Genomic DNA, 13,058 nt, shown 5'->3' with positions numbered 1-13,058 from the left:
TGATCAATTTATTGTTGTAGCAAACGATAGACGTGCATGGCCATATAGCCAATTTCGTCTTCAGGTACTGTTACTTCGAGTCGGTTTGAAATGTAAGCAGCCAGCTCAGAGGCAAGCTCGTAAGCGTCCGGGATCGTGGTTTTGACCCGGTCCAGCAACGGATTTTGAATCGACTTTTGCTGACGGATACGCTCTACGGCAAATCGCAAATGAGTGATCAGGCGAACATAATCGACTGTGCTGCGTTCGATGGTTTGGCCTGTGCGCTGTTCGACGATGGACACCAGTTCGCTGATGATGTTGGCAAATTGAACTGCCTTGTTTACGGGCAAATAGCTGATTGCTGAGTGTATATGCAGGGCCAAAAAGCCAATCTCACTCTCGGGAATATCCAGGGAAAACGCCTTCTTGATCATGTCTGCCGCCCGTTTCGCCAGCGCGTACTCTTTGGCGTACAGCGTCTGGACTTCAAACAGGAACGGATTGACGATCTCCATGCCATTTCGCAGCCGATAAATCGCAAACTGGATATGGTCGGGCAAGGCGACGTGCACGTGCTCGTTCAGCTTCGGTGTGATCTCAATCGCGATCAAGGCGATGATCTCTTCCGCAATACCGACGACAGCAGGGTCTACTTGACTGAGTATCGTCTGATATTGCTTTTGATGACTTTCACTTTCCAATCGAAAGCGCTTCTCCACACGAGGGTCCTGGGCAGGAATGGTGTTCCCGGGCTTTGCACTAAATCCGATGCCTTTTCCGAACAGCACGATCTCCTGATGGGAGTCAGGCTCTTCAACCAGTACGACGTTGTGGTTCAACACGCGTGTGATCGTATATACTTTTTTCTGTTCTCGGGACAACCAGTTCACCACCTTTGTTACATAAAGAAAGAGCCGAAAAAACCTTTTTATCAATTAAAAAGATCTTCTCGGCTCATGCCTGCATAACCAGTAACACGCCTGTGTGAAAACGCTTCAATTGATTTTTATCATAGCTCACGTTTTTCTGGTTGTCAATCACCCTGTACACCGGGCTTGTACGCCCTATTTTACCAGCCAAAATTCTATCGACGAGGGCAGGGGAATATTAGAAAACTTGGCTACGCCAGGCTTTGTGGCGGAGCCTTAGTTGCACTTATACCAAAAAAACAAGCTGACGGCTATGAAGGGGAACCCGCCAGCTTGCCTCTTATTTGGTGAATTTGTCTGCGATGGTCGAAGCACAAAAGGAATTTGGCTTGATTTCTGCCCGAAAATGGTTGGTTTCTGCTAGGCTTAGCAAGGACTGGATAAACTTACGGGTAGGACCGTTCGCTCCGATGTCAAAGTGCAGGCGAATAGGGGTATCGAGCTGGCGATCACGGAGGTACTGACGCACTTCTGTAGCGAGACCCACTGCGTACATCGCTTCCTGAAAAATGCGCTGCTGCAGGGAGGAGTAACGCCTTTCCTGGAATTTGTGATAGAAAAAGGTGCCTCCATGACCAGGGCGAATCACCGTAATGACTAGCGCAAAAAAGGTTCCACGGCTTTTGAGCTGCGAATCGGCTCCCACGATAATCTCAAATGGACCGGCCATTGACGAGATGGTTTGCTCGATATGGGAGAATACATCCTCCTTGGCAAGCAGCCCTCTAGTCGGACTGTGAAAACAATCGAACAGAGAATTTGCAGAGGTTAAGCCCACTCACATCCCTCCAGATAGAGGCAATCTCTAGTTTCCAAATCTGATCCGTACATCATTAATGTATGTAATCTCGCAGAGAGTATGTGAACAGGTCGGACAAAAAACTTATCAGGTAAACGATGCAGCCGGAAGGAAAGCGGCAGGAGGAGTACATTTCGCTTTCCGTACAGCATGCAGCCATGTATGCTTAAAGGAACGAAGAAGATATGATGAAGAAAATAGTTTGTCCTCATTTACAAAACATGTGATTAATCATGAAGATAAAGGTGTGTAAAAAGAACCGTGATAGGATCTCATCTGCAAGAGCATGAACGATATATGAAGGCGGCCATGGAGGAAGCGCAAAAGGCGGCTGCGATCGGAGAAGTGCCGATTGGCGCCGTCGTCGTACGGAACGGGGAAATTGTAGGACGAGGGTACAACCTGCGGGAAACGCAAAAGGATCCGACGCTCCATGCGGAAATGATCGCGATCCGCGAAGCAAGCGAGCGGCTGGGCGGCTGGAGGCTGATCGGCTGCACCCTCTATGTGACGCTGGAGCCGTGCCCGATGTGTGCCGGTGCTATCGTTCAGAGCAGGATTGAGCAAGTCGTTTACGGTGCACGCGATCCCAAAGCGGGCTGTGCCGGGACGCTTATGAATCTGCTGGAGGAGCCGCGCTTTAATCATCAGGTACCGGTAATCGAAGGTGTACTTGCAGAGGAATGCGGGCAAATGCTGAAGGATTTCTTTCGCTCCCTGCGTCAGAAACGGCAGTCCAAAGAGAGCTGAGCGCACCTGTTCTGCAGGCCATGAAAAAAAGACCGCTGGCATCGTATCCTTGGATGGAATGCCGAGCGGTCTTTTGTGTTTCCTGAATCAGCAACAATAACCTTCCGCTAAAACGCGGGCGCTTCTCCTTGAGAAGGCCGCGATATCGATAGAGGGTTTCTTATCGCTGGTTTTGCAGCATGTCCAGCTCTTCATCCGTCAATTCGCGGTATTCCCCCGGCTTCAGAGCGGGATCCAAATGCAACGGACCCATGCGGATGCGCTGCAAGTAAGTCACGTGCAGATCAAAAGCTGCAAACATTCGTTTCACCTGATGAAACTTGCCTTCCATGATGGTGACACGAATCTCGGAGGTTTCACCGGAGGAGAGGATTTCGAGCTTGGCAGGCAGAGTCGTGAAGTCCTCCAGCTCAACGCCTTTGGCAAATTCCTCGACGTGGCGCTCCGTTACCCGGCCATCGATCCGGGCGAAGTACTCCTTGTCCACTTTCTTTTTCGGAGAGAGCAGACTGTGGGAAAGCTGCCCATCGTTGGTCAGCAGCAAAAGACCTTCCGTGTCGATATCCAGGCGACCTACCGGGTGCACCTTGATCGCCCATTCGTAAGGCAAAAGATCTACTACCGTTTCATGTACATTGTCTTCGGTTGCAGAGACGACCCCGGGCGGTTTGTTCATCAGAACGTAGACCCAGCGTTTAAAGTTGAACGGCTCTCCATCGACGACGATATTTTGCTCTTCTGCAATGACATGCATGCCGGGATCGGTAGCGACGACATCATCGACTACGACCAGCCCCTGCTTGACCAGGACCTTCACTTCCTTGCGCGTGCCAAGACCCATATTGGCCAGTACTTTATCTAAACGTTCACGTTTCATGGATGTTCCTCACTTTTCTTCTACTCTAGGACAGGTATATGGTTATTAGTTTGGCCTAATGCAGCTCGCAAATCAAGAGGAACACCAAGGATTAAGTCTTGCAATTTTACGGTGGATTTGCTATAGTTAGTAATGTTTCTGACTGAATATCGATTCTGGAGAGATACCCAAGTGGTCATAAGGGGACGCACTCGAAATGCGTTAGGCGTCGTGAGGCGTGCGTGGGTTCGAATCCCACTCTCTCCGCTTATTGTGAAAGCATGATTTTGCCGACTGGCGAAGTCGTGCTTTTTTCATTTTTTGACAGGACCCTACAAACAAACAAGCTGCCATCGCAATCGCTCGATGACAGCTTGTCCATGAAAGACAGGTTATTTTGCTGGAGTTGCTGCAGTTCTCAGTTGTTCGTTTTGCTTCAAGAGGTTAGTCAGGCCAAAACGCCCGAAACCACTGCCCTTTTTTATTTCTTTGCTACCAAATCCAGGTACTGGAAACATTTTAAAAATCCCCCCTTCTGTCAATGTCATATTATGTAAATCATAACATTGGAGGTGAATTAGCGTCAATTCCTGGTATTCGGATGATTCAAATAAAATAGTAGACGGTCAAATTCTGTCGAATAAATATTTTCCGTGCCATTATATCCTTCTCTTTTGCCAATAGGCTGCGCAAATTTGCTATACAGACGGTTGAGATAGGGATGATCCTCTCTTGCGGAAAACTGGAAGAGTTTGATGGATGGATTCTCTTCGGCAATCTGATTGGCTAAATGGCGAAATCCGTGGATGAATAGTCGACTGCTTCGGAATTTCTGATCGAGAATAACGGAATTCACCAACACGATCTCGCCTTGAGGATCGTCCTGATAGTCGGCGCTGTAGTACTGGTAATGCCCCCACCCAATGACATTATCATTCAAATCCTCCACGAGGATAATACGAGCGTGGGGCAGAGTGACAAAAATATGCGACAGTGTGTCGTACAAAGTGAAAAACGGGTGGAACTCTCTGCGGTGGCGGATAAAGTACAGCGTAAATTTTGCATAGTCCGCATCACTTGTGCACATCCTGAATTTTCCTAGCATTCACATGCACTCCTAGCTACGTCTTTGCGCCAACGTTTTTCTCACGTGGGCGTCGATTTCCGGGTAACGGGATAAAATATAGTAGAGAACCTTACGCTGCAGGGTCAAAAAGACACACGGTGTCAAGGCAGTTACGGTCGCGGTACGAGGCACGTTCTCCAACAGCGCGACTTCCCCGAAATGATCACCATCCTGAAGGACGGCCAGACGGATTTCCCCGGTTTCTGAGTCAGGTGCGGCTTTGGTGATCTCCACTTTTCCACGAGCAATCAGGTAAAACTTTTCCCCAACGTCTCCTTCGTGAATGACAGCCTGTCCATTTGTGTAGGCTTCGGTTTGAAACAGGTCCGATATTTCCTCCAAAATAGCAGATTCAATTCCTTGAAAGAATGGGAGTCGAGACAGACGTTCTTTATCGATTGTCGCTTCCTGCCCATTTTGGGAAAGGGACAAGCCGCTTTGCTTTTCCCACAAGCTTTTATAAAATCCCCCTCTATCCAGCATCTCCTGATGGCTTCCCTGATCGACCAGCTTGCCTTGATCAAAGACGAAAATCTGGTCATACCCCGTAATAGCTGCCAGACGATGTGTCACGGAAATAACAGTCCGTCCTTTTGCCAGCTCTTCAAAGGTTCGATTAATGGAAGCTTCCGAGATCGGGTCAAGAGCAGAGGTTGCCTCGTCCAGAAGAAGGATGGGCGGATCGCGAAGGATGGCTCGCGCGATGGCTATTCGTTGTCGCTGACCTCCGGAAAAATTGCTTCCTTCGTCTAGAACCATTGTCTCGTAGCCTTCGGGGAGGCTGCTAACAAAATCGTGAATCTCCGCCTTTTTCGCCGCGGCAATCACTTCCTCGCGTGTAGCCTGTGGCCGACTGATTCGGATGTTGTCATAGATCGAGCCGTGAAACAAAAAGTTGTCTTGAAAAACGACTCCGATTCGCTCCCGAAAGGCTCCCCGGTTCCAATCCGCAAGACTCGCTCCGTTTATTTTTACTTGCCCAAGCTGTGGGTCGTAAAAACCGAGCAGCAGCTGGAGCATCGTGCTTTTCCCAGAGCCACTGGAGCCGACGAAAGCTGCTCGGCTGCCAGAAGGGATATGCAGGCTGACTTCCTTTAGAACAGGCTGATTTGCTTCATACCCAAAGGTGACGTGATCCACCTGAACGTCTACAGAGCGCTGATTTTCCGAAGAAAAGGGGATCAGCTCTCCACTTGCTTCCCGAGACTGCGCCAACAGGTCAGCGACGCGCTCCATGCTCACGCGTGCTTCTGTGAACGCGGGGATGATAAAGGTCAAGCCAAAGACGGAATTACCCATGGAGGTATACATCGTAAAAAAAGCGACGAGCGCACCGACAGTAATTTTACCTGTCAAAGCCAGGTAGGAGCCGAGTCCGATGATCGTCAGGTTGATGAACAGGAGGCTGATCAGCGGGATTCGTTCCAGCTGCTGATTCACGAGCTGTCGGTGATAGCCGGTAGCCGATAGCAATTGAAGACGCGAACTGAATTTTTCAATCATAGCAGCCTGCAGATGGTAGCCCTTGATGACATTTTGCGCCTTCATGTTCTCCTGCAGCTCTGAGGTCATATGGGTAAATTGCTGTAAATCGTCTTCATTCGCTTTGCGTGCACGTGGACCAAACAAATAGGGACCGATAAAGATGACCAAGGCACCGACCAGTATCAACACAGCCATGCTCCATTGTAAATAAAACAAAACTACCGTACTGACGATCACGACGAAAAACGATTGGATGCCTGTCGTCAACAGGACATTCATGACTCTCCCAATGGCTGGCAAATCGACGGAGAAAAAGGCAACAAGATCACCGGACCGATTCTTTTGAAAATAGCTGATAGGAAGGTGCTGAATGTGTTCAAAGACTCGTTTGTGCAGGTCTTCTTGCACACGGGTATGAAGGCGGGCAAGCGCATAATCGCTCAAGATTCCCATGCCGAGACAAATGACACCGGTAGACACAAGGACTTTCAAAATAAAGAAAAAATAGTCCAGATCGCGAGGTTCAACTGCCTTGTCGATGATGAATGTAAAGCTCAAAGGGGCAAGGGAAATGAAAGTGAGGTCAAACAGCAAGGCCAATAAAAAGAGTGACGTAAGCAGCTTGTAGGAGCGCAGGTAGCTCAGCAGGCTTTTGATGACGGTCAGCATGGTGATACTCCTTGGAATCAGTCGTAGTATAGATCATGCCGGAACTTGGCCGCATAGGAGTGCCAATCCGAAAAAGAGGCACGGTATTCGATGAGAGTACCACCGTGGTCTGTTTTGACAACGGCTGTTTGCTTGGCAAGCTTGGAAAACAGCGGACGGAGGTAATCGTCTGCAGGTGCCCAAAAGCGCAGCTCCCGGATATCAACTGGCAGCTGGGCGAGATGCTGCGTAAAAAATTGCATCGTCCTAAGGAAAAGCAGGGTACGGCGATAAGGCTCTAAAAAGTGAATGACCTGAATCTGCGCAATGTGAGTATCCTGGTAATCATTCTCTCCTGTACCTAGAATACAGCCGATCGTCCCAATCATTTCGTGGTCATCGGTATAGCAAAGGATAGCGATCTGCTCCATGAAGGCAGGGCTTGCGATATAGCTGAGGGTAACAGGAAATGAATAAGGGAGGTTCAGCTTGGAGTAGTTCTCCAGTAAAAACTCTAGGTAATTCTGCATGTAGAACTCGGTTGCACAAACAGAAAAATCGTAGCTCATCTTTGCTCACCTTCACTGGATTAGGTTTCCAATCTCACTTTTTCCACTATAACAAACAAATAGAGTTGCTGTAACTATCGACCTTTTCGCATCAATCGGGCCATTTGCGGAAAGAGGAAGAGGGCAAAGGGGAGGTGTTGACAAAGAAGGCACTACCGATTAAGATTATACCCATAGGGGTATTGGTATTAAGTCAAAATTACAATTCACCGATTGGGAGGCACTCTTTATGAACAAAGGATGGCAAGAAGTAACGACGGAGCAAGTAGAACAAAGATTGTCCCGTGATCCAGAAATACAGCTCATCGATGTGCGCAATCCGGATGAATATGAGGATGGTCATATACCGGGTGCCAAGCTGATTCCGCTGCCAGAGCTGCCTGCTCGCACAAATGAAATCGATCACAATCGGGAAGTCATTTTTATTTGTCGAAGTGGAAACCGGAGTGGCAAAGCATGTGAGTACCTGGCACAGCTCGGGTATTCCCAAATGTACAACATGGTCGGCGGCATGCTGGCATGGACTGGGAAACAGGAGCGATAAAAATACGAGGGGGAACTTTGAAATGACGAATCAACCAACGATTGCTGTCGATCAAGTATTGGATTGCAAAGGACTGGCATGTCCAATGCCGATTGTACGGACAAAGAAGGCCATTGACCAGCTGCAGCCCGGACAAGTGATGGAGATCCAAGCGACTGATAAAGGCTCGCTTGCCGATCTGCAAGGCTGGGCAAAAAATACGGGTCATCAATATTTAGGAACGATTCATGAGGGAGATGTGCTCAAGCATTTTCTGCGCAAAGCAAATGCCAATGAAACCAAGCTGGAAACGAAATATCCGCATACCATCACCAACGATGAGTTGGCGGTTAAGCTGCAAAAGAAAGAGCCGATCGTCGTGCTGGACGTTCGCGAACCTGCGGAATATCGCTTTCAACGCATTCCTGGGGCACTTTCCATACCGCTAGGGGTATTGGAAGAGAATCTGGATCAACTAAATCCAAATGACGAAATACTTGTTATCTGCCGTTCTGGTAATCGTAGCGATATGGCGTGTCAGCTACTCGCTGAAAAAGGCTTCTCACAGGTAAAAAACGTCGTTCCTGGCATGTCAGGTTGGACCGGTCCGACGGAAAACCAATAATGCTAATTCAAATCAAGAGCCATAAAGGGGGAAATAAAAGATGTCTACACAAACGGCAGCTTTGCAACGGATGACACCGCATGAACTGACGCATATTCTTTTCGACAGACAGCCGCTGTTTATTCTGGATGTACGCAACGAGAGCGATTATCTCGACTGGAAAATCGAAGGCCACAACATCCATACGCTGAACATCCCTTACTTTGATCTGATCGATGGTGTAGAAGCGGCTCTCGATCAAATTCCTGAGGGACAAAAGGTGTTGGTCGTCTGTGCGAAGGAAGGGTCGTCCATCTTTGTAGCCGAGCAGCTGGTTGAGGCAGGCAGAACGAATGTCTATTATTTACAGGGCGGTATGAAAGCATGGAGCGAGCATCTGGAGCCGGTAAAAGTCGGTGACCTGCGCGCTGGGGGAGAGCTGTACCAGTTTGTCCGAATCGGAAAAGGCTGTCTGTCCTATATGGTCGTTTCAAACGGTGAGGCTGCTGTAATTGATACACTGCGCATGACAGAGGCGTATACGGAATTTGCCAAACAGCTGCAGGTGAAAATTACGCACACCATCGATACGCATCTGCACGCAGACCACATCTCGGGCGGGAAAAGGCTGGCCGAGCAGGTGGGAGCGACCTATTGGCTCCCTGAGAAGGATGCGGCAGAGGTGACATTTGCCTACGAAAAGCTGGAGGAAGGACGCGACATCCTGGTGGGAAACGCCAAAATCGCCATTCAGCCGATTTATTCTCCAGGACATACCATCGGGAGTACGTCGTTTATCATTGATGATGCGTATTTCCTGACTGGAGACATCCTGTTTGTCGCTTCGATCGGGCGTCCTGACTTGGCAGGTCTTGCGGAAGACTGGGTGGGAGATCTGCGGAATACTTTGTATAATCGATATAGGGAGCTGTCGGATCAGCTGTTGGTTCTTCCCGCTCACTTCGGCCAATTTACAGAGCTGGGTGAGAGAGGTGTGGTATCTGCACGCTTGGGTGACCTGTTTGCGAATAATCCTGGTCTGCAAATGGCGGACGAAGAGGTATTCCGCAAAACTGTGACCGAAAATCTGCCGCCGCAGCCGAATGCGTATCAAGAGATTCGACAAACCAACATGGGAAAAAGAAAGCCGAGTGAGGATGAGCAGCGAGAAATGGAGATTGGACCGAATCGCTGTGCCGTTCACGATAAATAAAAACAACACAGAAAAAGGGTCAAAAATAAAGAGGAGGAATGCAGAATGGCTGATATTATAGTAGATACGAAGGGAATGGCGTGCCCAATGCCGATCGTGAAAGCGAAGAAGGCTCTGGACAGCTTGCAGTCTGGTCAAACGATGGAGGTTCTGTCGACAGACAAAGGCTCACTCAACGACTTTTCTGCGTGGGTGAAGCAGACCAAGAATGAATTGCTCTCCCACGAAGAAGAAAACGGCGTATACAAATTTCTCGTGAGAAAGTCGTAAACAGAAAAAAGGGCGAGCACGATGCGTCGTGTTCGCTTATTTCCCATCCTCATAAATGATGCGTACACCTAAATGGGCATAGGTTTCCTCTTTGTAATGGCCATTTGGACATGTTTTTTCACAGCGTAATCCATCTATATGAGAATGCAATCGTTCTTGGCAGGTGGGGCAACGGTGTTGAAAGATCGATTTCAAATATCGAATCATTTATATCACCTTATTCGCATTAAATTACTTGGAATTAATTTTACCTGATAATCCTTCATTTGAAAAGGCAGAAAGCACATTCTCAAGCCATCTTTGAGAATGAAGGGAGGACGTATGGAAGTTCTATTGTTTGTACTCATGCTGATACTGGGGCTGATCGGTTCCTTCTTCTCCGGGCTGCTTGGCATCGGCGGGGCGATTATTAATTACCCGCTGCTGCTCTTCGTCCCCGATTGGCTGGGAGTGGCTCACTTCACGGCGCAGGAGGTCTCTTCGATTTCCATGTTCCAGGTGTTCTTTGCCTCGCTGTCAGGAGTGCTGGCTTTCCGCAAAAGAAACGGAAAGGGTTCGCCGCTGATTCACAAAGGGCTGGTCAAGGACATGGGGATCAGCATTCTTTTCGGGAGTCTGATTGGCGCTTTTGTCTCACGGTATTTGTCAGGCGAGAGCATTAATTTCGTTTACGGGATCCTGGCTGTAGTGGCGGTCATCCTCATGCTGATCAAGAACAAGGGAAGCGAAGAGGCTGCACAGGAGATTTCCTATAACCGGGGCATCGCGATTCCGTCTGCATTCGTGGTGGGCATCGTTTCAGGTATTGTAGGGGCAGGCGGAGCTTTTGTACTCATTCCCATCATGCTCACCGTTCTGAAGATCCCTACCAGAGTAACCATTGCGTCTTCACTCGCTATCGTATTCATTTCTGCAATTGGTGGTGTGCTAGGGAAGCTGACGACGGGGCATATTCCGGTATGGCCCGTTCTGTTTACGGTGATCGGGAGTGTCATCGGGGCGCCGCTGGGGAGCAGAGTTAGTGCCAAGATAAACATTAATCTGTTGCGTTACGGACTACTGATCCTGATAGCCGCCACAGCAATCAAAATTTGGAGTGACATTCTTCTGTAGGCGGGAATCTGCAAATTTCCGTTTGCAAAAGCTCTCCATCGTGTGTAAATTACCTATAGGGGTATTGGTATAAAAACTAAGGGAGGGTCTTTTCATGGAAAACCAAAAAGAAAAAACGACGATTGTCCTGTTTAGCGGGGATTTAGATAAAGCGATTGCCGCCTTCATTATCGCAAACGGTGCGGCTGCCTATGACCACGATGTCACGATCTTTTTTACCTTTTGGGGCTTGAACACCATGCGTAAGGACGAGATCGTCAAGGTGAACAAAGGGTTTCTCGAAAAAGCATTTGGCTGGATGATGCCACGCGGAGCGAAAAAGCTCGGCTTGTCCAAGATGAACATGATGGGCATGGGGCCGGAAATGATCAAGCACGTCATGAAAAAGCACAACGCCCTGACCTTGCCGCAGCTGATTGAGCTTGCGCAGGAGCAGGGAGTGAAGCTGGTTGCCTGCACGATGACGATGGATCTGTTGGGCTTAAAACAGGAAGAATTGCTGGACGGAATGGAATACGCGGGGGTAGCGGCTTATCTGGGCGATGCCACACAAGCAAAGGTAAATCTGTTTATTTAACAGTCGCCTTTCTCGTATAATATACCTGTCTACGTATTGTCTGAAACGGGAGGTATCTCAAAATGGACTACAACTACGGTGAAGATATCAAGCGTCGCCTGCGAAGAATCGAGGGGCAGGTTCGCGGCGTACTGAAAATGATGGACGAGCAGAAAAACTGCAAGGACGTTGTCGCGCAGCTGTCTGCCGTGCGGAATGCCTCCGACCGCGCCATTGCCCAGATCGTGGCGGAAAATCTCCAGCGCTGTCTGTTGGAAGAACAGGCGGCAGGAGGGGACACGGGGAAAATGGTGAAGGAAGCTGTCGAGCTGCTGGTGAAAAGCCGCTAAGGACATACGGAGGAGGTGCTTGTATGGTTTGGTCGACGATTGTCTTGATCATTGCCTATGCGTTTACTACCTGGTATTTAATCTCAAAGTTCAGGGCTGTGAAGGGGCTGGAAAACTTATCAGCAGAGCAGTTTAAAGAGCGGGTCCAGCAGAAGAGCGGAGTTCTTTTGATTGACGTGAGAGAGCCGCACGAGTACAAAAGCGGGTTCATTCCGACTGCTGTGAATATTCCCCTTTCCCAGCTGAACAAGCGCGTCAAGGAAATATCCAGCAAAAATGATATTCTGCTCTACTGCCGAAGCGGCATGCGCAGCAAGCAAGCCGCAAGAATCTTGAGCAAGCACGGTTTTAGCAAAATGGCTCACTTGCGAGGCGGCATTTCTACATGGCAAGGTGCTAAAAAGAAAAAATAGAACGAGAAACCCCACAGAGACGGATGCACCAGGCGCACCAATCTCTGTGGGGTTTTGTTGTTCAGCTCTTAGTAGGCTGACCAGCCGGCATCTGCCGCGATGACAACGCCATTGACGAATTTGGAGTCCTCGGATGCCAGGAATAGAGCGACAGTAGCGATCTCTTCCGCTTCTCCTGTGCGAGGATTGGCGGAAATTCCGGCCATTGCGCGCTCCAAGCCGAACGGATTTGGGGTAGCCATCGTCGTACCAATATTCGTACTAACGCCACCTGGTGCAATCGCATTGCAGCGAATTCCTTTTGTCGCGTATTGGAAAGCGACGTTCTTCGTCAGGCCAACGACAGCGTGCTTCGAGGTTGTATAGGCTGCACCTGCGCGAGAACCGTTAATACCTGCTAGGGACGCGATGTTTACGATGGTGCCTGCCCCTTTTTCCATGAAGATGGGGAGCGCTTTTCGGATCGCACGCATAGGACCCGTCGTGTTTACGGCGAGGACTTTTTCCCACAGCTCATCGGTCAGATCGGCAGCCGGTACCATGTTGTCCATGATTCCTGCATTATTTACGAGAACATCGAGAGTGCCATACGTATTTACGGCAGTATCGATCATGTTTTGCACATCTTCTTCTTTGGCGACATTGGCAGCGACAGCAATGGCTGTTCCACCGTTTGCTTCGATGTCGGCAACCGTTGCATGGGCTCCTGCGAGGTTCATGTCAGAAACGACGACTTTTGCCCCTTCTTTGGCAAAAAGAGCAGCGATTGCTTTTCCCATTCCAGATGCAGCACCTGTAACGACGACGACTTTGTCTTGAAGCTTCATGGTATATGCCTCCTTTGAATCGATAGCGTTTTCATAAAGACAAAT

At 49.1% G+C, this 13,058-nt stretch carries 17 protein-coding genes and 1 tRNA gene; 10 read left to right on the top strand and 8 right to left on the bottom strand.

The features are described 5' to 3' along the window. Window positions 1–8 precede the first annotated feature (8 nt). Together glcT and EDM59_RS12385 are read right to left on the bottom strand one after the other, a co-directional pair. Window positions 9–863 carry a glucose PTS transporter transcription antiterminator GlcT gene (gene glcT / locus EDM59_RS12390; RefSeq protein WP_122923879.1) on the bottom strand — a complete coding sequence of 285 codons (855 nt, stop codon included), beginning with the start codon at window positions 861–863 and terminating at the stop codon, window positions 9–11. A gap of 328 nt (window positions 864–1,191) precedes the next feature. Further along, complete coding sequence (locus EDM59_RS12385; RefSeq protein WP_092274803.1) at window positions 1,192–1,689, bottom strand: ribonuclease H-like YkuK family protein; 498 nt, start codon at window positions 1,687–1,689, stop codon at window positions 1,192–1,194. A 285-nt stretch (window positions 1,690–1,974) separates the two neighbouring features. Here EDM59_RS12385 and tadA point away from each other — a divergent pair, with 285 nt between their 5' ends. After that, window positions 1,975–2,460, top strand: coding sequence for a tRNA adenosine(34) deaminase TadA (gene tadA / locus EDM59_RS12380; protein ID WP_281274562.1), 486 nt, complete (start codon window positions 1,975–1,977; stop codon window positions 2,458–2,460). Window positions 2,461–2,620: 160 nt separating this feature from the next. On the opposite strand, the gene EDM59_RS12375 is transcribed toward tadA, so the two are convergent. Continuing rightward, on the bottom strand, window positions 2,621–3,337 hold the full coding sequence (locus EDM59_RS12375) for a pseudouridine synthase (protein ID WP_122923877.1): 717 nt from the start codon (window positions 3,335–3,337) through the stop codon (window positions 2,621–2,623). Between the two features lie 157 nt (window positions 3,338–3,494). Between EDM59_RS12375 and EDM59_RS12370 the strand changes: the two genes are divergently transcribed. Further along, window positions 3,495–3,583, top strand: a tRNA-Ser gene (locus tag EDM59_RS12370). A gap of 125 nt (window positions 3,584–3,708) precedes the next feature. On the opposite strand, the gene EDM59_RS31585 is transcribed toward EDM59_RS12370, so the two are convergent. The 4 genes from EDM59_RS31585 to EDM59_RS12355 all read right to left on the bottom strand — a co-directional run bounded on the left by EDM59_RS31585 (window position 3,709) and on the right by EDM59_RS12355 (window position 7,144). After that, complete coding sequence (locus EDM59_RS31585) at window positions 3,709–3,834, bottom strand: hypothetical protein (protein ID WP_281274561.1); 126 nt, start codon at window positions 3,832–3,834, stop codon at window positions 3,709–3,711. Between the two features lie 65 nt (window positions 3,835–3,899). Beyond that, entirely contained in the window at window positions 3,900–4,421 is a 522-nt protein-coding gene (locus EDM59_RS12365; RefSeq protein ID WP_122923876.1) for a GNAT family N-acetyltransferase, read from the bottom strand. Window positions 4,422–4,433: 12 nt separating this feature from the next. Then, entirely contained in the window at window positions 4,434–6,596 is a 2,163-nt protein-coding gene (locus EDM59_RS12360) for an ATP-binding cassette domain-containing protein (RefSeq protein WP_122923875.1), read from the bottom strand. A gap of 17 nt (window positions 6,597–6,613) precedes the next feature. Continuing rightward, a complete protein-coding gene (locus tag EDM59_RS12355; protein WP_122923874.1) occupies window positions 6,614–7,144 on the bottom strand; it encodes a hypothetical protein in 531 nt (176 codons plus the stop codon). Window positions 7,145–7,373: 229 nt separating this feature from the next. Between EDM59_RS12355 and EDM59_RS12350 the strand changes: the two genes are divergently transcribed. The 8 genes from EDM59_RS12350 (at window position 7,374) to EDM59_RS12315 (ending at window position 12,186) form a co-directional block, all read left to right on the top strand. Continuing rightward, window positions 7,374–7,688: a rhodanese-like domain-containing protein gene (locus tag EDM59_RS12350; protein WP_122923873.1), complete on the top strand. Its 315-nt coding sequence runs from the start codon at window positions 7,374–7,376 to the stop codon at window positions 7,686–7,688. A 22-nt stretch (window positions 7,689–7,710) separates the two neighbouring features. Further along, entirely contained in the window at window positions 7,711–8,292 is a 582-nt protein-coding gene (locus tag EDM59_RS12345; protein ID WP_122923872.1) for a sulfurtransferase TusA family protein, read from the top strand. A 70-nt stretch (window positions 8,293–8,362) separates the two neighbouring features. Next, window positions 8,363–9,484, top strand: a complete 1,122-nt coding sequence (locus EDM59_RS12340; RefSeq protein WP_425455962.1) for an MBL fold metallo-hydrolase — start codon at window positions 8,363–8,365, stop codon at window positions 9,482–9,484. A 45-nt stretch (window positions 9,485–9,529) separates the two neighbouring features. Further along, window positions 9,530–9,754, top strand: a complete 225-nt coding sequence (locus EDM59_RS12335) for a sulfurtransferase TusA family protein (RefSeq protein WP_122923870.1) — start codon at window positions 9,530–9,532, stop codon at window positions 9,752–9,754. A 321-nt stretch (window positions 9,755–10,075) separates the two neighbouring features. After that, window positions 10,076–10,867: a sulfite exporter TauE/SafE family protein gene (locus EDM59_RS12330; RefSeq protein WP_122923869.1), complete on the top strand. Its 792-nt coding sequence runs from the start codon at window positions 10,076–10,078 to the stop codon at window positions 10,865–10,867. Window positions 10,868–10,961: 94 nt separating this feature from the next. Beyond that, window positions 10,962–11,444, top strand: coding sequence for a DsrE/DsrF/DrsH-like family protein (locus EDM59_RS12325; protein WP_092274836.1), 483 nt, complete (start codon window positions 10,962–10,964; stop codon window positions 11,442–11,444). 62 nt (window positions 11,445–11,506) lie between these two features. Beyond that, a complete protein-coding gene (locus tag EDM59_RS12320; protein ID WP_092274839.1) occupies window positions 11,507–11,773 on the top strand; it encodes a metal-sensitive transcriptional regulator in 267 nt (88 codons plus the stop codon). A gap of 23 nt (window positions 11,774–11,796) precedes the next feature. Further along, entirely contained in the window at window positions 11,797–12,186 is a 390-nt protein-coding gene (locus EDM59_RS12315) for a rhodanese-like domain-containing protein (protein WP_092274842.1), read from the top strand. Window positions 12,187–12,254: 68 nt separating this feature from the next. Here the strand turns inward: EDM59_RS12315 and EDM59_RS12310 are convergent, their stop codons facing one another. After that, window positions 12,255–13,013, bottom strand: coding sequence for an SDR family oxidoreductase (locus tag EDM59_RS12310; RefSeq protein ID WP_122923868.1), 759 nt, complete (start codon window positions 13,011–13,013; stop codon window positions 12,255–12,257). Window positions 13,014–13,058: the final 45 nt, after the last annotated feature.

This window comes from Brevibacillus nitrificans, from assembly GCF_003710965.1.
GTDB lineage: Bacteria > Bacillota > Bacilli > Brevibacillales > Brevibacillaceae > Brevibacillus > Brevibacillus centrosporus.
The sequence above is the reverse complement of the archived record's forward strand: the minus strand, read 5'-3'. Positions and strand labels throughout refer to the sequence as shown.